General features: G+C 71.4%; 12 protein-coding genes and 1 tRNA gene. 5 read left to right on the top strand and 8 right to left on the bottom strand.

Translation table 11 applies throughout. From position 1 onward, the window contains the following. Positions 1-4: 4 nt before the first annotated feature. Positions 5-1,318: a multicopper oxidase domain-containing protein gene (locus ACO4JP_RS15565; protein ID WP_425954887.1), complete on the bottom strand. Its 1,314-nt coding sequence runs from the start codon at positions 1,316-1,318 to the stop codon at positions 5-7. 58 nt (positions 1,319-1,376) lie between these two features. Continuing rightward, positions 1,377-7,940, bottom strand: a complete 6,564-nt coding sequence (locus tag ACO4JP_RS15570) for an SdrD B-like domain-containing protein (RefSeq protein ID WP_425954888.1) — start codon at positions 7,938-7,940, stop codon at positions 1,377-1,379. A 383-nt stretch (positions 7,941-8,323) separates the two neighbouring features. On the opposite strand from ACO4JP_RS15570, the gene ACO4JP_RS15575 reads away from it, so the two are divergent. Both ACO4JP_RS15575 and ACO4JP_RS15580 read left to right on the top strand, forming a co-directional pair. Further along, positions 8,324-8,992 (top strand): response regulator transcription factor, encoded by a 669-nt coding sequence (locus tag ACO4JP_RS15575; RefSeq protein WP_425954889.1) that lies wholly within the window; start codon positions 8,324-8,326, stop codon positions 8,990-8,992. A gap of 49 nt (positions 8,993-9,041) precedes the next feature. Next, on the top strand, positions 9,042-10,121 hold the full coding sequence (locus tag ACO4JP_RS15580; RefSeq protein ID WP_425954890.1) for a sensor histidine kinase: 1,080 nt from the start codon (positions 9,042-9,044) through the stop codon (positions 10,119-10,121). 71 nt (positions 10,122-10,192) lie between these two features. Here ACO4JP_RS15580 and ACO4JP_RS15585 read toward each other — a convergent pair whose 3' ends face one another. Continuing rightward, a complete protein-coding gene (locus ACO4JP_RS15585) occupies positions 10,193-11,689 on the bottom strand; it encodes an MFS transporter (RefSeq protein WP_425954891.1) in 1,497 nt (498 codons plus the stop codon). 125 nt (positions 11,690-11,814) lie between these two features. Between ACO4JP_RS15585 and ACO4JP_RS15590 the strand changes: the two genes are divergently transcribed. Beyond that, a complete protein-coding gene (locus tag ACO4JP_RS15590) occupies positions 11,815-12,462 on the top strand; it encodes a TetR/AcrR family transcriptional regulator (RefSeq protein ID WP_425954892.1) in 648 nt (215 codons plus the stop codon). Positions 12,463-12,567: 105 nt separating this feature from the next. Here ACO4JP_RS15590 and ACO4JP_RS15595 read toward each other — a convergent pair whose 3' ends face one another. Next, positions 12,568-12,774 carry a hypothetical protein gene (locus tag ACO4JP_RS15595; RefSeq protein WP_425954893.1) on the bottom strand — a complete coding sequence of 69 codons (207 nt, stop codon included), beginning with the start codon at positions 12,772-12,774 and terminating at the stop codon, positions 12,568-12,570. A 43-nt stretch (positions 12,775-12,817) separates the two neighbouring features. Here ACO4JP_RS15595 and ACO4JP_RS15600 point away from each other — a divergent pair, with 43 nt between their 5' ends. After that, entirely contained in the window at positions 12,818-13,306 is a 489-nt protein-coding gene (locus tag ACO4JP_RS15600; RefSeq protein ID WP_425954894.1) for a hypothetical protein, read from the top strand. A gap of 130 nt (positions 13,307-13,436) precedes the next feature. On the opposite strand, the gene ACO4JP_RS15605 is transcribed toward ACO4JP_RS15600, so the two are convergent. The 3 genes from ACO4JP_RS15605 to ACO4JP_RS15615 form a co-directional block, all read right to left on the bottom strand. After that, positions 13,437-13,513: transfer RNA gene (locus ACO4JP_RS15605), tRNA-Met, on the bottom strand. Positions 13,514-13,586: 73 nt separating this feature from the next. Further along, on the bottom strand, positions 13,587-16,553 hold the full coding sequence (locus ACO4JP_RS15610; protein WP_425954895.1) for a UPF0182 family protein: 2,967 nt from the start codon (positions 16,551-16,553) through the stop codon (positions 13,587-13,589). A 150-nt stretch (positions 16,554-16,703) separates the two neighbouring features. After that, positions 16,704-17,768 (bottom strand): YlbL family protein, encoded by a 1,065-nt coding sequence (locus tag ACO4JP_RS15615; RefSeq protein WP_425954896.1) that lies wholly within the window; start codon positions 17,766-17,768, stop codon positions 16,704-16,706. A gap of 130 nt (positions 17,769-17,898) precedes the next feature. On the opposite strand from ACO4JP_RS15615, the gene ACO4JP_RS15620 reads away from it, so the two are divergent. After that, entirely contained in the window at positions 17,899-19,323 is a 1,425-nt protein-coding gene (locus ACO4JP_RS15620; RefSeq protein ID WP_425954897.1) for a zinc-dependent metalloprotease, read from the top strand. On the opposite strand, the gene ACO4JP_RS15625 is transcribed toward ACO4JP_RS15620, so the two are convergent. Further along, positions 19,324-19,845: a SprT-like domain-containing protein gene (locus ACO4JP_RS15625; protein WP_425954898.1), complete on the bottom strand. Its 522-nt coding sequence runs from the start codon at positions 19,843-19,845 to the stop codon at positions 19,324-19,326. Between the last annotated feature and the right edge of the window lie 107 nt (positions 19,846-19,952).

A 19,952-nucleotide genomic window follows, 5' to 3' on the forward strand; every position in this document is an offset into this window, starting at 1 on the left:
GCGCTCAGACTCCCCAGTCGTTCGGATAGGCCTGCGGCGCGACGCCGCCGGGGTAGACGCGGATCTCTGTGGCCTGGCCGCCGAACCCGCCGGGTGCCCGGTTGTCCGACCGGGCGTAGGCGCGGTTGTACAGCATGTACGTGTCATAGGCGCCTGAGCCCTGGTAGGGCGGCGCGGTCACGATGACGTCGTAGCTCTCTCCGGGGCCGATGTTGAGCGTGTCGGTCTCGTACGAGGTGTTCGTGCCGTCGCGGCCGATCATCGGCGTGGCGTCGCGGCCGACCACCCGCATGCGCAGACCCGTGAGGGTCATCGCCGACTCGCGGAAGCCCAGGTTGGAGAACCGCAGCGCGACCTTCTCCCCCGCGTTGCAGTTCACCAGCGACGAGTGCGGCTGATAGCGCAGCTCGGGGCGGCCCGCGGGGGCGACGAGGTCGCCGCTCGCGTCGCGCACGGGGTGGAAGGGGTCGATCGAGCCGTTCGGGGCGATCGTGTCGGGATACACCCGGCCGTTGAGCAGGGCGAAGTCCGCCCGGTAGTCGCTCCACTCCGGCAGCTGGATGTGCGCGTCGGACCAGTGGGCCTCCGCCCAGACCTCCGAGAGGAACATGGCGAACTCCCGGTCGTACCCGGTCGAGCCGTCGGCGTCGTTGTACAGGTACTTTCCGCTCGGGTAGAACGCGGTGTTGCCGTCCTGGAGCGGCCGGACGAACACCAGGCCGGTCATGCCCATGTGCACGTGCTCCACGTCCTCGACGTGGCAGTGGTACATGTACGTGCCCGGGTCGCGTGGTCGGTAGACGTAGGTGAACTCGCGTCCGGTCGGCACGGACACCGACCCGGTCGGCTCGCCGTCGAAGAACGGGATGACGTTGCGGAACCCGTGCCAGTGCAGCGTGTGCGCGTCGAAGAGGTCAGGGCGCTGCTGGAGGCCGAGGTTCGTCAGCTTCACCTTGAAGTCGACGGGGTGGGCCGGGTCGTACTGGTTGACCCAGAACAGCGGGGCCGAGTGCTGCGCCTTGTTCTTCTGCGCGGACCGCTGGGCGTCCGCGAGCCCGGTGAGGTTGCGGAAGCCGAAGATGTAGGTCGTGAACGGGTTCGGCGCCAGCGAGTCGGGGTGGAACGGCGGGATCGCCGGCGTCGGGGGCAGATAGATCCAGCCGTCCGTGCCGCCGAGGAACAGGTCGGCGTTGTCCCCGGCCGCGAACGCGAGCTCGGGCAGGAGCGTCCGGCCGGCCCACGCGAAGGTGCCCGCGGCGGCGGTGACGCCGGCCGCCTGCAGGAACATGCGCCTGCTGAAGGCTGTCGACTCGGTCATCGACGGGTCTCCGATCGGATCGTCGGGAAGGCTGCTGGTGCGGCGGGGGCCGCCGGCGTCACGGGACATCGAAGGCGTCCAGGTCCTGGCCGGCCTGGGTCAGGCCGGCGGCGGTGCCGTCGAAGGACGTCGACCACGTCGCACCCGCGAGCTGCACGACGTCCTCGTCCTGGACGGCCAGGCCACCGGGTGCGGTCGTGTCGCTCGAGTACGAGAGCAGCACGTGCGTCGCGTCGGTCCACACCAGCCCGTCGACGTTCGCGGTGGACCACCCGAGGGCGGAGGCGTCCGCGACGCGGGTGTAGGAGCTGCCGCCGTTCCAGCGGTAGATGTCCGCGTCGTCGCCCGATCCGCCCGCGCCCGGTGGTACGAAGGTCGAGTCCGTCGAGAAGGTCAGCGTTCCGCCGTCGACGCTGATGGCATCGAGGTCGGTCGACCCCACGCCGTTGGCGCTGCCGTCGAAGTACAGCGACCAGGTCCCGGCGTCGTAGCGGACGACATCCTCGTCCTGGACGGTGAGGTCCGGACCGGGCAGCGCGATCGTCACGGCATCGGCGAACGAGAGATAGAAGTGCGTGTCGTCGGTGCGTGAGTAGCCGTCGACGTTCGCGGTGCCCGGCAACGGGGTCGGCAGTGCGCTCACGTCGACCGACCGTGCGAACGCCGAGCCGTCCCAGCTGTACACGTCGGCGTCGTCCGCCGTCCCCGCGACGTTCGGCGGGTTGGTGGCACCGGCCGTCGAGAACCACAGCACCGGCGCTACCGGGCCGCCACCGCCGGCACCGCCACCGACGACGGCCGTCGCGCCGAACTCGTCGGCGCCGGCGTCGAACCCGCCGAGCGCGGGGCGCGCCTGGCGGTCGATGTCGGTCGCGGGCGCGGCCAGCGTGGAGCCGGGCTGCTGGTAGGGCGGGACCGCGATGCTCGGGACGCCCAGGTTGCAGGCCGAGGAGCCCGGGCACGCCGCCAGGTGGTAGTTGCCCAGCTGGTTGGGCGGAACCTCGACCATGGACAGCGTCGCGTCGACGAACGCCGGGTTCTGCCGCCACGTGGCGAAGGACACGGACAGGTCAAAGGGAGCGACGACGCCCGGGTCGGAGGCCGTGTTGGTGGGGCTCACGGCGTACGGGTGCGCAGCGGCGTCCTGCTGGACGACCGAGCTCGTCGGGGCGAGCGCGCCCGACCCGTCGGCGACACCGAGGTCCCACTCGTCGATCGGTGAGGCGTCACCGGTGAGGCCGAGTCCGGTGACGGCCGTGCCGCCACGGGTACCCGCCCGGTTGTCCCAGAAGACGTTGTTGAACAGGAGCGGCTTGCTGAACACCGGCGAGCCGGCGGGCAGGGTGGCCTGAAGCTGGTCGCTGTTCGCGGCGGTCGACAGGCCCGCGGGGGCCGGCTGGCCGTTCGACGTCACGGCCGTCGCGGTCGTGAGGTTCTTCATGATCGTGTTGTTGAAGACCCGGACGTTCGGCGCGTCGTCGATCGCGATGCCGCCGCCCTCGTGGGTGGAGACGTTGTTCGCGACGACGTTGTCGTAGACGTTCATCGGGAAGTTGCCGGCCATGAGGAACCGGACGCCACCGCCGTCGTCGTTGGCGATGTTCGCCTGGATCTGGTTCCCGTAGATGTCCACGGGCCCGGTGCCCGGCGACAGCTCGCCCGCGGTAGCCGGGAGCTGGCCGGAGACCATGATCCCGGCGCCCTCGTCGTTCGAGCTGTTGTAGTAGACGCGGTTGTCATGGATCTTCCCGTTCGGGCTCAGGCCGTAGACGCTGACGCCGCCGCCGTACTCGAGCGCGAAGTTGCCGCAGATGTCGTTGTCCGCGACCTCGTACCGGTCGGAGCCGTTGAACAGGCCCACCGCACCGGCCAGGTTCGTGCCCGCGTTCGAGACGAGCCGGTTGTGCGCGATCCGCACGTCCTCGTTGTGCTGGTTCGTGTCGGGCGCCGGCAGGTCCGGGGTGCCGATGCGGATGGTGCCGTACGCGCCGCCGTTGTTCTGGACGACGTTGTTGGTGATCTGGAGGTTGCGCGCATACGCGTTGGCGTAGATGGCGCCGCCCTGCGTGACGACGTTCGGGGGCAGGCCCGTGGGAGCGCCGGTGACGTCGCTGAGGTTGCCCGGGAAGCCCTGCTGGTCGCCGCCGCGGAGGTCGAAGCCGTCGATCGACGCCTTGTAGGACGCGGTGAACTGGCGCGCCGCGCCGGCGGCCGTCGTCTGGTTCTGCGACGCGAGCACGTAGACCGCCTGCCCGTCGTAGACGGACTGGTTGCCGTCCCAGGTCAGCGTGCCGATCTTCGCGTACCAGGCGGTGGCGAGCGCGGTGTCGCCGCCGAACGCTCCGGCGTCGATGATCGAGCCGGGCACGAAGGTGCTGCCCTGGAAGCCGCCCGGGCCGACGCCCTGGAGCTTGATCGGCGACGTCATGATGAGGTTCTCGTAGTACGCGCCGCGCGGGTTGCCGAACGGGTTCGACGCGTCCGGCTGGCCCGGGTAGACGACGACCAGGTCGTCTCCGTTGCTGGCGTACGCGGCGTCGATCGCCGACTGGATGGTCGTGAAGGCCCGGCCGGGGCCGACCTCGTAGACGTTCGGGCTGTAACCCGCGGCCCCGACGGTGACGGTGCCGCCGCCGAGGTCGTCGAACCGCACGTCGTTCGGCGCGGCGAAGGTCGTCAGACCCGGTGCCGCCGAGCTCAGGCCGATGCGACCGCCCGCCGCGGACAGTGCGGCCGGCCACGGGTTGGCCGTGGTCCGGATGTTGACGGACCCGACCGCCGTGCCGTTCTTGTACGCCGTCACGGTGCCGTCCGCGAGCACGCGCGCCCCGATCCGGTCGCCGTCGGCGAACGTGATGCCTGGGAACGTCGCCTGCGTCACCGGCGCGAGCGCCTGGAGCACGGTCGCGGACGTCGTCACGGTGACGGTCGAGGCGGTCGCGTTGTACCGCACCGCGACGTACGTCGTCGGAGCCCCCGCGACGAACCCGGCGGCCTTGAGGAGCACGCCCGCCTGCCGGTTGCCCGTCGCCGGGACGGTCTTGGTCAGGGTCACGTAGGCGTCCTGGTTCGCGCCCGGCGCCGCGCCGCTGCTCCGGTAGACGTTCCCGCCGATGCCGCGCAGCTGCGCCTGGTTCGCGGTCACGGCCGGCGAGCTCGGCGTGATCCGGTAGTTGGCGCTGCTGAGCGTCAGGTTCAGCCCGCCCCACGCGTTACCGAGCGCCTGGGTCGTGCTGGCGGTGCTCCTGTCGAAGGTGTCCAGGACCGCCCCGGCCGGGAACGCGGGCAGCGCGGTGCCGCTGAGCACGTGGAACGTCAGGCCGTTGACGGTGGTCATGCCGTTGTCCGCGGTGACCGCGAGCTGGTGCGGGCCCGGAGCGGTGCCCGGTGGCACGGTGACGTCGATGTGCCCGGCGTCCCAGGCGGTCGTCGGCAGCACGGTCGCGCCGTCGAGCGTCACCTCCCCGGCGCCCTTGCTCGCGCCGAGGCCGGTGCCGGTGATCGTGAACGAGCCGCTGCCCCTGACGTACGGCGTCGAGACAGCGAGGAGCTGCGGCGCCACGGGGTCCTGCTCGCAGGTCACGCCCGCCTGGATCCCGGTCCCGGGTGCCTCGACCGTCGTCCCGACCTGCGTCGGCGCGAGGTCCGTCGGGATGATCAGCCCGGGCAGCGCCTCGAACTCGGTGGCGATCGTCCGGTACCGCGGGTTGTAGTTCGGGTTGAGCCGCCCGGGCGCACCGGGGTCGTTGGCCACGAAGCGGTACATGTTCGCGCACACGCCGGACGGCGTGGGGCAGCTGATGTGGTTGGTCGACGGCAGCAGGACGTCGTAGATGCCGTTGAAGTCGGACTCGATCGTGTCGACGAGCCGGTTCGAGAAGTCGTAGATGCCGATCGGGGCGAACGGGACGCCGGCCTTCTCGCCGTACAGCGTGCTGCGCGGGTCGGCCGAGAAGTTGACGTCGTCGACGACGAAGCCGCGCAACCGGCTCGGTACCGGCACGTCCGTGAACACGTTGAACGCCGGGACGACGGACTTGCCGTTGTTGACCCGGACGAGCTTGGTGTCGCACCGGGGCTTCGCGGTGCCCTCGTAGGGCGAACCACCGAGGTCGATGAACGTTGCGTTGTCGACGGGTTCGGACGCCGGCACGGTGACGCCCACGGGGAGCTCGTTGTCGACCCCGCCGTCGCCCACGACCGCCGGGTACCCGTCGGTGCCGTCGCCCGCGAGGTCCACGGTGTGGAGGGCGCCGGCGCAGGCCGGCGGCGGCACCTGGGGAACGATCTGGTCCCCGCGGCCGATGTTGATGTCCTCCTCGCGCGTGAACGTGTAGCTCGGCGTCCCGGACGCGTCGTCCGGGACGACGACGTGCACGAGGTAGTCGCCGGCGCCGAGCGGGGTGAACTCGCCGCCGTCGCACACCGGCGCGGCGGGGTCGGTCGCGTCGAGCGTGCCGTCGACGCAGGCGTCGCCGAAGCCGTAGTTGCCGTCGAGGGCCGCACCGAAGTTCGCGTCCGCCGTGCCCTGGTCTGTCGGGTACGGGCCGAACTGCACCGCCTGCATCGGCGAGGACAGGCACACGCCGTCCGTCGACTGGTTCGGCACGAGCGCGTTCTCGTCGACGCCGTGCACCAGCGGGTTGCCGTCGACATCGCGTGCCGTGCACCCGGTCGGCCGGCTGTACGACTCGGTGACGTAGGTGTTCAGCAGCTTGCCCCGCGCGTACGAGCCGTCGGGGGCGAGCTCGTACTGCTCGTTCGCGTCGCAGGGCGCGCCGGTGGTGCCGCAGTCGACAGGCGCGTACAGCTCGACGGGCAGGTCGGACACGCCCGGCTGCCAGTCCTCGACCACCGCGTACTGCGGGTCGAGCTCGTTGCGCGTCGTGTCGTAGCTGACCGTGCCGACGATCCCGCCGTTGCGGGGGTCGGCCCCGCCGGTGGTACCGCTGGGGTCGTACGCGTGCACGCCCCAGTCCATGCGGCCGCCGAGGCCGATGATCGAGAGGACGCTCACGTCGACGCCCGCACCCTTGACGGTCGTGGGCTGCGGCTGGTTGTCGGCCTGGTAGGTGACGCCGGTCGTGTGGAACGAGTCGCTGTAGGCCTCCATGACGGTCCACTCACCCAGCGGGTAGGCGGCCTCGAAGGAGTAGTGGCCGGTGGCGTCCGTGGTCGCGGACGTCTGGCCACGGTCCAGGAGCGAGTTCTCCTGCCGGCGCAGCGTGAGCGTGAAGTTCGGGACGCCCGGCTCGCCGGGGTCCTTGACGCCGTTGCGGTTGGTGTCGTTGAAGACGTAGCCGTCGTACGTCGTCCACCAGCCGTTGAGCGGCAGGTTGCCGAGGTCTTCGACCTGGCCATCCTGGACGGTGAGCTGCGTCAGGCCGAGCGCGTAGTTCTGCGGCTCGTCCCACCAGCTCAGGGTGTAGTCCCCGGCAGGGACGCCGCTGATGTCGAACGATCCGTCGGCTGCGGCCCGGCCGACCCAGACCGCCTGATCGCCGTTGTTGACGTCCGCCAGCGACAGCCACGCGTAGGGCATCGGCTTGTCGGCGCGCGTCCCCGTCTTGGCGTTCCAGAAGTCGAGCGTGCCGCCCTTCGGCGGGGTGTACGCCTTGATCGTCTCGGCGACGCCCGTGATGTGACCGGTCCCCGTCGCGCTCACGGGCTGCCCGTCGCGGAGCGGCTGCACGAACCCGAAGATGGGCTGTGGCACGGGCTCGCCTGCGAGTGTGAACTCGGTGTCGAACCCGGTGGAGCCCTCCATCAGCCAGGCGTCCCAGTCGTGGTTGCCCTCGAGAGTCGTCGTCTGGATCCACGTCTCGCCGTCCGGCGGCGTCACCGAGAGCGCGTACCGGTTGCTCCCCAGGTGCGGCATCGTCAGCAGCCCGTCCGCGTCGGACTCGCAGGTGCCGCCGGGCGTGTCCACCACCGGCGCCATGTCCGCGTCCAGGCTCGCGAGCGGTATCTGGTGGGTGACCGGGTCCTCGCCGACGTACGTCGTGCACAGCGGGTTGCCGTAGACGTCGGTGGTGACCTCGCCGAGGTAGTCATTGATGTGGCCGACGAAGTGCGCCAGCCCCGGGTCACCGGCGTCGGGGGCGCCGTCGGTGGGCGAGATGTCGGCGAAGACCTGCGCGCGCAGCGTGCTGTCGGGCAGCGGGTCCGGCTGCAGCTCGACGACCACCGGCGCGGTGCCGTCCAGCGGCATCGTCACGTGGACGCCGTCGATCTTGTAGCCGTCGGCGAGGACGGAGATGAGGTAGCGCCCGTCCGGGAGCGTCAGCGTCCCGCCATCGGCGAAGTCGCTCTGGTCACCGTGCGTGTAGACCGTGCTCGCGTGCGGGACGTCCTGGACCGACGGCCACGCGCACGACGCGGGATAGCCGGGGTCCGATGCCGCGCAGCCAGTCCCGGGGGCGGGGGAACGCTGCTCCGCCGTGCCCGTGTTGTCGACGCTCACGAGGTAGGAGAACGTGCTGACCGGGTCGCCCTTGGTAACGCCGGCGCCGCCGAGGGCGCGGGGCTCGGTCCGGGCGCTGACGACCTGCAGCGTCAAGGCGTTGGTCGCGGCCGCGGCCGGGGCGGCGATCAGGATCGGTGCCCCCGCGCCGACCGTCACGACCAACCCGACCGCCGCCAACGTGGCCACCCATCCGGATGCGCCGCGTCGACCACCCCGACCGCGTGACCTGGCTCGCTGTCCACGCATGATCCGCACTCCTTCGACGAGCCGTCTCCTCGGAGGCCAAGATGCGCCGCGGGCGACGCCCGTTCCGGCTTCCTTGCGGGTTGCTCATCGGCCTGTCATCGACCTGTCATGAGGACGGCCGTGGCCGGACGGGCGTCTCGGGACCCTGGGTGAACTTGGCCGGTTGCACGTGCACCCGCGCGTGCGGGAGGGCGATGCTGGCCCTGGTCTTCCCAGCAAGTCCACAGACCCGAGGCCGGCGACGGAGCCGGGTCCCGAGGCACGGCGCGGTGCGCCGAAGGGATGTGCGGTCCGTGAGCACAGTGATGGTGGTCGACGACGAGGAACGGATCCGCCACCTCCTCGCCCGCTCGCTCACGGCCGAGGGCCACCGCGTGGTCACGGCGCCCGACGGCCACTCCGCACTGGACCGGCTCGCGCAGGGTGGTGTCGACCTCGTGGTCCTCGACCTGATGATGCCCAACGGCAACGGGTTCGCCGTCCTCTCGTCGCTCGGCATCCGCATGGACCCGACGCCAGTCATCGTGCTGTCCGCGGTCACCGACGTCGCGACCCGCGTGCAGGCGCTCGAGCGCGGCGCGATCGACGTCGTCCAGAAGCCGTTCTCCGTCGTCGAGCTGCTCGCCCGCGCGCGCCGTCACCTCGGCCTCGGCTCGGTGCGGGAGGCGCCCCGCTACGTCTCCGCCGGCGGCGTCCGCGTCGACCTCGACCGCCGGACCGCGCTCGTGAACGGCAGGAACGTCCCCCTCACGCAGCGGGAGACGGCACTGCTCGTCCACCTCATGCGCCGGCCCGGCGGGGTGTGCCGACGGGACGACCTCCTGCGCGCGGTGTGGGGGCTCGACGTCGACCACGCCAGCAACGTGGTGGAGGTGTGCGTGCGCCGCCTGCGCCAGAAGTTGCAGCCCTTCCCTCCGATCGAGACGGTGCGCGGTGTCGGGTACAGCTTCGAGATCGAGTGACCGCGTGGCGGGGGTCGCCGAGCGTGTGGGCGCTCGGACGCTGTTTCTCGTGTGGCTCACGATCGCAGCGCTGTGCACCTGGCTGATGGCGGCACTGCCAGGTGACGAGACGCTCCCCTACCACATCGCCTGGGCGTCGTTCGCGCTGCTGTACGCGATCGGCGACTGGCGCCTGTCGTGGGCCGTCTCGGGCCTCGCGCTCTGCACCGTCGCGACCGGCGCCGTGCTCATGAGCGCCGCGCTGAACGGGTTCGTCCCGTGGCAGGAGGCGACCGAGATCCCGCTCATGAGCGTGCTCATGGTGCTGTCCGTGTGGCATGTGCGCCGCCGCCAGCTCGCCCTCCAGTCCGTCACCGCGATGGCGCAGGAAGCGCAGGAGCTGGCCGCGAACCGGGAGCGGCTCACCCGGCTCACCTCGCACGAGATGCGCACGCCGCTGACGATCGCGCGCGGTTACGTCGAGGTGCTGCATGAGCGCACGGCTGACCCGGAGGAGCGCCGCGACCTTGCCGTCGTGGCCGACGAGCTGAGCCGCCTGACCCGTGTGACGGACCGCCTCATGCGGGCGATCCGGATGCAGGGTGGGGCGGACCTGACGCGCGTCGATGTCGACGCGGTCCTCCAGGAGACAGCCGAGCGCTGGGCCCAGGTCGTCGACCGCCGCTGGGTGGTCGAGGCGGAGGCGGGGTACATCCGCGGCGCGCGGGAGCGGCTACGCGCGGCGCTCGACACGCTGGTCGAGAACGCCGTGAGGTACACCGACGACGGGGACGTCGTCCGGCTGACCGGCCGGATCGGGCCGGGTGGGTGGATCGAGATCGGCGTGGGCGACTCGGGTCCCGGCCTGAGCCAGGAGCTCGTGGCGGCCATCAACACCGGCGCCGTCGAGGCCACCCCCAGCGCGGACGGCCTCTCGCAGAACGGGCTCGGCCTCGGCATCGTGCGCGGCCTCGTGGCCGCTCGCGGCGGCCGGGTGCGGGCCGGCGTCTCGGTGGACGGCGGCGCACTCCTGCTCATGCAGTTCCCGGCCCGGCCGCAGACCGGGCGCCCCGCGCTCGACGGAGAGGGAGACGGCGTCAGAGAGGGTGACGCCGGCCGCACCAGGCTCGCGACGGCTCAGGAGGGCTGAGGGGTCGCGCAGAAGCATCGGGGAACTCGACCCGCAACCGCTGATGAGGAGGCCACGCGGTCGGGTCGATGTCAGTTCGCGAGCACCGGGCCGCTCGCCCGGTCCTCGGCGGGCTCGTTCGCGAGGCGCGCGGCGCGGTCGGTCCGGGTCCGGAAGACGCTCCCCGCGACGATCGCGCCCAGGATGAAGATCCCGGCCGACCACAGGTACGCGACGGAGAAGCTGTGCAGCGCACCGGCCGCGATCACCTCGGGCGTCGCCGGGGCGTGGCCCCGGACGTACGCGGTCGCCGCGGTCGCCGCGAGGGTATTCAGGACGGCCGTCCCGATCGCGCCGCCGATCTGCTGGCTGGTCGAGACCATCGCCGAGGCGGCACCGGCCTGCTGGCGGGCGACGCCGAGGGTGGCGAACTGGAACGACGACGGCATGATCGAGCCCATCGCGATGCCCATGCCGATGAGGCCGACGAGCACGCGCGGATAGCCGCTGCCCGCCTCGAGCGTGCTGAACCACAGCATCGAGGCCGCGCCGAAGACCATGCCGACCGGCACCAGCACCTTGGGACCGATCCGGGGCACCAGGATGTTCGTCTGGATCTGCGCGGTGATGACGATGAAGACGACCATCGGCAGGAACGCGACACCGGTCTGCTGGGGCGAGTACCCGAGCGTGAGCTGCAGGTAGTACGTCAGGAACAGGAACACGCCGAACATGCCGGACCCGGCGACCAGGATCGACAGGAACCCTGCGCCACGGTCGCGGTCGACGACCACCTCCAGCGGCAGCAGCGGGTGCGCGGCGGACCGCTGCCGCACGACGAATGCGGCGAGCAGCACGACGCTCGCGGCCAGCGAGCCCCACACCACGGGCGCGTCCCAGCCCTGCGGCTCGGCCTGGGAGAACCCGAACACCAGGGCGAACAGCCCGGCCGAGGCGAGGACGACACCGGGAACGTCGACCTTGGTGCTGTGCTTCTCCTCGTGGCGGGCCAGCAGCATGGTGCCGGCCACGAACGCGATCGCCGCGATGAAGACGTTGACGTACAGGTTCCAGCGCCAGTCGATGTTCTCCGTCAGGTAGCCGCCGAGCAGCAGCCCGATCGCGCCCCCCATACCGGCGATGGCTCCGAACACCCCGAACGCCCGGGCGCGCTCCTTGGGGATCGTGAACGTCGTCGTCAGCACGGACAGGGCCGAGGGCGCGAGCACCGCCGCGAACATGCCCTGCAGGGCGCGCGCGCCGACGAGGAACTCGAAGCTCTGCGCGGCACCGCCGAGCGCCGAGGCCACCGCGAAGCCGACGAGGCCGATCAGGAACATCCGGCGGCGGCCGAACATGTCCGAGAGCCGGCCGCCGAGCAGCAGGAGGCTGCCGAACGCGAGCGCGTAGGCGGTGACGACCCACTGGCGGTCGTTGTCGCTGAACCCGAGGTCCGCCTGGGCGGAGGGCAGGGCGATGTTCACGATGGTCGCGTCGAGCACGACCATGAGCTGAGCGAGGGCGACCGTCGCCAGGACGAGCCAGCGGTTGCGTCCCTCGGGTGCCGGGGTGGGGTTCGGTGACGACATGGCGATGCTCCTGGGACGTCGTGGTCGATGCGCCGATACTATTCCAGCACTCGGCAGTTCCGAAACCCCCCAGTATCGTTGGAGTTCCGGGTAGGCTGATGCCCGTCACGAGCGGGAGGAACGCCATGAGCAGCGTCCAGACGGCAGACGACGCCGTCGCACGCCGAACCGGCCGCAAGCGTGACGAGTCCAAGGACGACGCGATCCTCACGGCCGCCCGCGAGCTCCTCGCCGAACGAGGCTTCGACGGCATGACGATGGACGCCGTCGCCGCCCGGGCCGGCGCGGGCAAGGCCACGGTCTACCGCCGCTGGTCGTCCAAGGTCGAGATGACTGTCGACGCCATCACCTGCGGCAGCGGCATGCCCCTGTCGATCGACGACCTGCCCGATACCGGCAACCTGCGCGACGACCTGATGTCCGTCCGGTTCGGACGGCACCGGCCCGACGACACCGAGATCATGTCCGGCCTGATGTCGGCCGTCCGCGAGAACCCCGAGGTCGCGGCGGTGTTCCACGACCAGTTCGTGCGCTCACGTGTCACCCTCATGCGGGAGCTCCTCGAGCGGGCGCAGCGCCGCGGCGAGCTGCGCGCGGACGTCGACCTGGAGATGGTCGCGTGCGTCGCACCCGCGATGATCGCGTACCGCAAGGTTGTCGCCGGCCAGCGAGTCGACGACGAGTTCGCGGTCCGGATGATCGACTCCGTCATCCTCCCGCTCACGCTCGCGCATCCCGATCGTCCGCAAGCCGCGCGCGTCGCACCGGCCTGACGGTGGCCGCGCATGCGGGTCGCCTCCAGGACCGCCTCGCGTCGGCGCGCGACGTGCGCGAGCAGGTCAGCGGCACCAAGACCTTCCGGGTGCCCAGGAGGAGCTCTACCGTTGCTGGAAGTAGCGGATGAGTTGACGTTCGGGCGCTGCGGCGGCGCTGACGCCAGTGGCGACCAGCCAGGCCCCGCCGGCGGCACCGACGACGCGGGCTCCAGCCGTCCACGCTGCAAGTGTGGGGTCGGGGTTCCCGAGGTGTGCGGCGAGCGCCAGAGCCGCCAGGGCGAGCGCGACGGCGGGGATTATCCACAGCACGGTTCGGATCGATGACGGCGTCGCCCTGCACGACGATGCCGGGATGGCGCTGGATCCGCAGGTTGACCTGCGTCGCTGGGCGCGCTTCTGGGCTGCTACCGCGATCTGGCGAGTTCGGGCAGGTATCGACAGCTCCAGCATCGACGACGCCGTCGATCGCGCTGCCCACCGCCTCGCGATCGCGGGCAACCCTGCCGTTCGCATCGAGCTTGATCGCACGCGAGCCGAGCTCTTGATCCGTCGCCATCAGCCGGCCCGGGCCCTCGAGATCTTGCAGGCGCTGCCGGGCGTCGACGACGGCGCCACTGCACGTGAAGCCGCCGGCGCGAGTCGCCTTCGAGGTCGCGCGCTTGAGGCGCTCGGACGGATCGAAGAGGCCAGTGACGCGAGCCGGACGGCCGCTCACCTCTTCGGCCAGGACGGGTCGACGAAAGACGCACTCGCGGAGTGGGAGCACTTTTCCCGTCTCGTCGACCTGGCGGAGGGCGGGACTGCCCGAGCACCGGCCGACATGTCCGGGCAGCCCGACTGACACCTTGCGGTTGAGACCCGGCACGGCCGCACCAGCGGTTCCCGATCTTCTGGCTCGTGACTCCCCGCGCTCCCGGGCAAGCGAAAGGCCCTCTGACCTGGCTTGAAGCCAGATCAGAGGGCCTTTCATGTGGTAGCGGGGGAGGGATTTGAACCCTCGACCTCTGGGTTATGAGCCCAGCGAGCTACCGAGCTGCTCCACCCCGCGTCGACTCCGTGAACATTACGCCACGCTCCCGGGATCGACCAAATCGGATCCCGGGAGCGGGCGTAGATCACACTCAGCCGGCAGCGTTGCCCAGCGCCTGGTCCGCCGCGACGGCCCGCTGCAGCGCCTCCTGGAGCCGCTGCTGGGCCTCGCCGTAGGCCGCGAAGTCACCCGACTTCAGGGCGGTCTGACCGTCGTGGAGCGCCTTGTTCGCGTCCTGCAGCGCCTGGTTGAGCTGGGCGCGCGCGTCGGCGTTCGCCGGCGGGGTCTGGCCGGTCGACGGTGGCGCCGGTGTCTGGCCCTGCCCGTTGCCGGCGTCGCCCGCAGCGGCGCCGGAGTCGCCCTTGAACACCTGGTCCAGCGCCTGGTCGAGGGTGTCGGCGAACCCGATGGAGTCGCCGAACGCCACCAGCACCTTGCGCAGCAGCGGGAACTGCGTGCCCGTCGCCGACTGGATGTAGACCGGCTGGACGTACAGCAGCCCGCCGCCGATGGGCAGCGTGAGCTGGTTGCCACGCTTGATCACCGACGAGCCGATCTCGAGCACGTTGAGCTGCTGGGAGATGGTCGGATTGGTGTTGAAGTTGGTCTGCACCTGGCCGGGGCCGGGCACGGTGTTGTCCCGTGGCATCGCGAGCAGCCGGAGCTTGCCGTAGTCCTCCGACCTCTTGCCGGCCGTCGAGCCCGCCTCGGAGTCCACGGCGAGGAAGCCTGTGAGGATCTGCCGGTCGGAGTTGCCGCCCGGGATGAACAGGCTGGTCAGCGAGAAGGCAGCCTGCTTCTGACCGGGCATCTGCAGCGTCAGGTAGTACGGCGGCTGCAGCGACGCGGGGCTGCTGGCTGCCGTCGGATCCTGCGGGCTGTGCCAGAAGTCCTGCCCGGAGAAGAACTGGGCGGCGTCACGCACGTGGTACTTCTGCAGGAGCGTGCGCTGCACCTTGAAGAGGTCCTCGGGGTAGCGCAGGTGGCTCATCAGGTCGCCCGAGATCTCGGACATCGGCTGGACCGCGCCCGGGAACACCTTCTCCCACGCCTTGAGCACCGGGTCGTTCGGCTCCCACGCGTAGAGGGTGACCGTGCCGTCGTAGGCGTCGACGGTCGCCTTGACCGAGTTGCGGATGTAGTTGACGCTCGGCGGCAGCTGTACCGGCAGCCCCTGCGCCTGCGCGGCCGTCAGCGTGTCGGCGATCGACTCGCTCATCGGCGTCGACGTCGAGTACGGGTAGGCGTTCGACGTCGTGTACCCGTCGACGATCCACTTGACGCGACCGTCGACGACGGCGGGGTACAGCCGGTTGTCGAGCGTCAGCCACGGGGCCACCTTCGCCACGCGCTGCTGCGGGTCGCGGTCGTACAGGATCTGTGAGTCGCTGGTGACGCGGTCGGAGAACAGCATCTCCTGCGAGCCGAACTTGATCGCGTAGAGCAGCTTGGCCCACAGCGAGCCGACGCTCGGGCCGGCCGTGACCTTGTTCGTCGGGAACGTCGTGTTGACCTGGCCGCCGCCCTTGTCGTCGTCGGCCTGGTAGTCCAGCTCCCACGACGTCGTGCCCTTGGGCGCACCCACGATCGAGAACGCCGTCGTCTTGGGGCTGAAGTAGATGCGCGGCTCGTACTTCTGCTCGTCCGACAGAGCGCCCTGCGTGGGGATGCCACCCTCGAAGAACGCGGGCCGCCCGTCCGGGCCGGTCTGGTTGCCGTACGCCGCGACGACGCCGTACCCGTGCGTGAACACGGTGTGGTCGTTGACCCAGTTGCGCTGGGAGGCGCCCAGGCCGTCGAGGTTGAGCTCGCGCACCGCGATGACGGTGTCGCGCGAGGTACCCGCCACCGTGTACCGGTCGACGGCGAGGTGGCTCGTGAAGTCGTAGTACTGCTTGTTCTGCTGGAGCTGGCGGAACGACGGGCTGACGATCTGCGGGTCGAGCAGGCGGATCGACGCCGTCGTCTCGGCGTCCTGGCGCAGCGCGCCGGCCTCGGCCGTCGTCTTCGCGGCGTACTGCTCGGGCGCGACGCCCTGCAGTCCGAACGCGGCGATGGTCGCGTCGATGTTGCGCTGGATGAAGGGCGTCTCGAGCTCCTGCGCGTTGGGGTTCACCTGGAAGCGCTGGACCACCCACGGGTAGATCCCGCCGATCGCGATGGCCGAGACGACCATGAGCCCGACGCCGATCGCGGGCAGGCGCCAGTTGCCCCGGAAGGCCGCGATGGCGAACGCGACCGCCACGAGCACGGCCACGCCGGCGAGGATCGCCTTGGAAGGGATCACGGCGTGCACGTCGGAGTACGAGGCGCCGTCGAACTTGTCGCCCGCCGACGTCAGCAGGGCGTACCGGTCGACCCAGTAGTTCGCGGCGACCAGCAGCATCAGCACCGCGGCCGTCAGGGCGAGCTGGACGCGCGCCGCACGCGTCGTGCGGGACGTGCCCTCGGGCACGGGGCCGATCCGCAGCCCGCCGTAGAGGTAGTGCGTCACCACGGCCGCGATGCCGGCCACGATGACGACGGCGACGAGGAAGCTCAGCACGAACCGCAGCGCGGGCAGCTGGAAGATGTAGAAGCCCAGGTCGATGTGGAACTGCGGGTCGTCCTTGCCGAACGGCACCGAGTTGAGGGCGAGCAGCACGGTGCGCCACTGCGACGACGCGGCGACCCCGGCGAAGAAGCCGACGACGATCGGCGCGGCGATCATGACCACGCGCCGCAGCGGCTCGACGGCTTCGCGGTACTGGTCGAGCGTGGCCTGCTCGGGCGTCGACGGCGCATACACGGGCCGCGCGCGGTAGGCCGCGCTGAACGACCAGTAGAGCGCCCCGGCCATGAGCGCGAACCCGAGCACGAAGAGGACGCCGCGCGTGATCCACTGCGTCCAGACCACCCGGCTGAAGTCGAGGGCCTGGAACCACATCACCTCGGTCCAGAACTGGGCGAGCAGCAGCACCGCCGCGATCACGACCGCGAGCACGACGACCGTGATCACGATCGGGCTCGGGCGCCGCCGCGAGGGCGGGGTGGGGCGGCGGGTTGAAGCGAACGACACAGGTACCTCGCTCGGATGGGTCCGGGCCGCGAGTTCACGCGACGTCTGGGCTAACGTCCCCCGGTCTACCCAGGTTCCCACCTCACCCTCTTGCCTGGTGGCGCGATGTGCACGGCGAGCCGCTCACTTCGCGGTCTCGAGCCCGGACGGTCAGGAGCAGGTGGGCAGCGTCGCGCCGTCACCTGCGCCGATGGCCGTGATCGCGTGACGCGCCTCCGCCAGCGTCGACACCTTCGCGACGTGCAGCCCTGCGGGCACCGCGCCGACGACCTCGTCGCAGTTGCTCTCAGGCGCCAGGAACCACGTGGCGCCGTCGCGCAGCGCTCCGTGCATCTTCTGCTCGATGCCACCGATCGGGCCGACGGTCCCGTCGACGTCGATCGTGCCGGTGCCGGCGACGACCTGGCCGCGCAGCTCGTCCTCCGGCGTAAGGCGGTCGATGATCGCGAGGGCGAACATCATCCCCGCGCTCGGCCCGCCGATGTCCTCGATGCGGATGGAGACGTCGACCGGGAAGTCGTAGGCCGACGAGACGAGCACGCCGAGCGCGGCGCGGCGGCCGCCGTCGGGCGTGGTGCCGTCCCTGGTGGTGACGGTGAGGTTCTTCCGCGCCCCGTCACGGTCGACACCGAGGACGACATCGTCGCCCGGCGTGACCGCGGCGAGGCCGGACAGCAGGTCGTCGTACGTCGTGATGTCGGAGCCGTCGAGCGTGCGGATGACGTCGCCCTCCTTGACGATCCCCTCCGCGGGCGAGCCGCTCGGCGCGCCGGAGATCGTGAGCGTCACCCGGACGGTGTAGCCGAGCTCGGTGAGCGCGGCTGCCGTCGCAGACTCCTGCGAGCTGGTCATCTGCGCCTGGCCCTGCTCCTGCTGCTGCTGCTGCGTGATCCCGACGGGAAACACCGTCTCGACCGGCAGCACCGCCCGCTGCGGCGAGGACCAGGCGGCGAGCACGTCGGCCGCGAACACGTCGCTCACCGGCCCACCGCCCACCGAGACGGTGGTCAGGCGCAGCTCTCCCGACGGCGGGTACGTCCGCGCGCCCTTGATCTCCACGAGCGGGACCTTGTTCTGCGAACCCAGCGTGTCCTCGGTGGGGCCCGGGCCGCGCACGGCGAAGCCCGTCGGCAGCACCATGGCCGCGGCCGCGAGCGCTGCAGTGGCCAGGAGGGAACCGCTGAGCACCCGGGAGCGGGGTTCGGTCGATGTCACGAACCCATCATCCCCGCTGCGCCTGGCGCAGCCTGACCGCTGGCTGCGCTGTGGGCGAAAGGGGGAACCGCCCAGGCACTCACGCTCGTCGTCGTGGTTACGGTGAACACCGACCCCTGAGGAGTGCTCGATGTCCTTCCCCGACGACATGTCCAGTCCTGACGACGACCGCGAGCGCCGGCTGCGCGAGCTGCTGAGCCAGCTGTTCGGTGACCGCGCAGACGACGTCCTGGCGCAGATGCGCGCGCAGGGCCTGGACCCCGCGGCGTTCGCGGACGAGGGGGCGCTGCCCGACCCGGCGACGCTGCAGAACGCGCTCGCCCAGGTGCAGCGCCTGCTGTCGACGCCAGGCGACGGGCCGGTGAACACCGACGTCGCACGGGACCTGGCACGTCAGGTCGCGATCGCGGAGGGCGACCCGTCGCTGACGGCCAACCAGGCCCGTGCCGCGACGAGCGCGCTGACCATCGCCGAGCTGTGGCTCGACGCGGCGACGACGCTGGCGCCGTCGGGCGGCCAGAAGCATGCGTGGAGCCGCTCGGAGTGGGTCGAGGCGACGCTGCCGGCGTGGAACAGCCTGGTGGCGCCGGTCGCGGCGTCGATGGCCGACGCGCTGGCCACGGTGCTGGGCGACCAGCTGCCGGACGACGTCGAGGTGGGGCTGCAGCTCCCTGGCCTGCCGGGGCAGGAGGGGCTGGGTCTCGAGCAGCTGGGGCTGGGCGGGCTCGACCCGGCCCAGATCCTGCGCCGCCTGGGCGCGGCCGCGTTCGGCATGCAGGTGGGCCAGGCGGCGGGCACGCTGTCCCGCGAGGTGTTCGGCGCCACCGATGTCGGCCTACCGCTCCTGCCGGGGTCGGGCACGGCGCTGCTGCCGACCAACGTCGCCGCGTTCGCCGAGGGCCTCGACGCCCCGGCCGACGAGGTGCGCTCGTTCCTCGCGGTACGCGAGGCCGCGCATGCACGCCTGTTCACGCACGTCCCGTGGGTGCGCGCGCACCTGCTGGGTCTCGTGGACCAGTACGCGCGCGGCATCACGATCGACCTCGGGACGCTCGAGGAGCAGGTGCGCGACGTCGACCCGGCCGACCCGGACCAGCTGCGGGCCGCGCTCTCGGGAGGCGGTGTGTTCGGCGTGCAGCCGACGGCAGAGCAGAAGTCCACGCTGCTGCGGCTGGAGACGGCGCTCGCCCTGGTCGAGGGGTGGGTCGACGAGGTCAGCGCCCAGGCCGCGCTCCCCCACCTGCCGCACGCGGTGCCGCTGCGCGAGATGCTGCGCCGCCGCCGGGCCGCGGGAGGGCCGGCCGAGCAGACGTTCGCGTCGCTCGTGGGCCTGGAGCTGCGGCCGCGGCGCTCGCGCGACGCGGCGGCGCTGTTCGCCCACGTGTACACCGCCGGGGGCGCCGAGGGGCGTGACGCGGTGTGGGACCACCCGGACCTGCTGCCCGGCCCGCGCGACCTGGACGACCCGGCCGGCTACCTGGCCCGCCGCGCGGCGCAGAAGATCGCCGACACGGAGATGGACGCCGCCCTGGCGGACCTGCTGGGCGACGAGTGATCAGTCGTCCTGGGTGAACGACACGCCGTCGAGGAAGCCCCGCGCGCGCTCGGTGCGCGGGTAAGCCTCGAGCAGCCGCCAGAATTCCGTGCCGTGGCCTGCGTGCAGCAGGTGCGCCAGCTCGTGCAGGAGCACGTAGTCGAGCACCCAGGCCGGCATGCCCTGCACGCGCGTGGAGATCCGGATCGTCCGGTCCCCCAGGGTGCACGAGCCCCAGCGCCGCCCCTGGTTGCCCGACCAGCGGACGCTGGACGGCTGCGCCCTACCGTCGAGGTACCGCTCCGAGAGGTCGACGGCGCGCGCCATGAGCTCGCCGTCGGACGGGCGGCGCCGCTTCTCCTTGTCCTCGAGCCGGGCGAGCATCTTGGCGACCCACTCCTGCTCCTGGGCGCGCGAGAACCGGGCCGGGATGGCGACGATCGTGCGGTCGCCCTCGCGGTAAGCGCTCACCGTGGAGGTCCGTCGCCGGCTGCGACGGACCTCGACGGACGTCGCGAGGGACGTGCGCGTGTCAGGGGCCACGTCCCGACCGTACCCAAAGGGTCAACCGAGTGGCGCAGCACACACCGGGATCGGCCACGTACAGGGGCTGTGGACGACGCCGGACGTCCCGTCGCCCGCGCTGCCAC

It is taken from the genome of Xylanimonas sp. McL0601 (assembly GCF_049852175.1).
GTDB lineage: Bacteria > Actinomycetota > Actinomycetes > Actinomycetales > Cellulomonadaceae > Xylanimonas.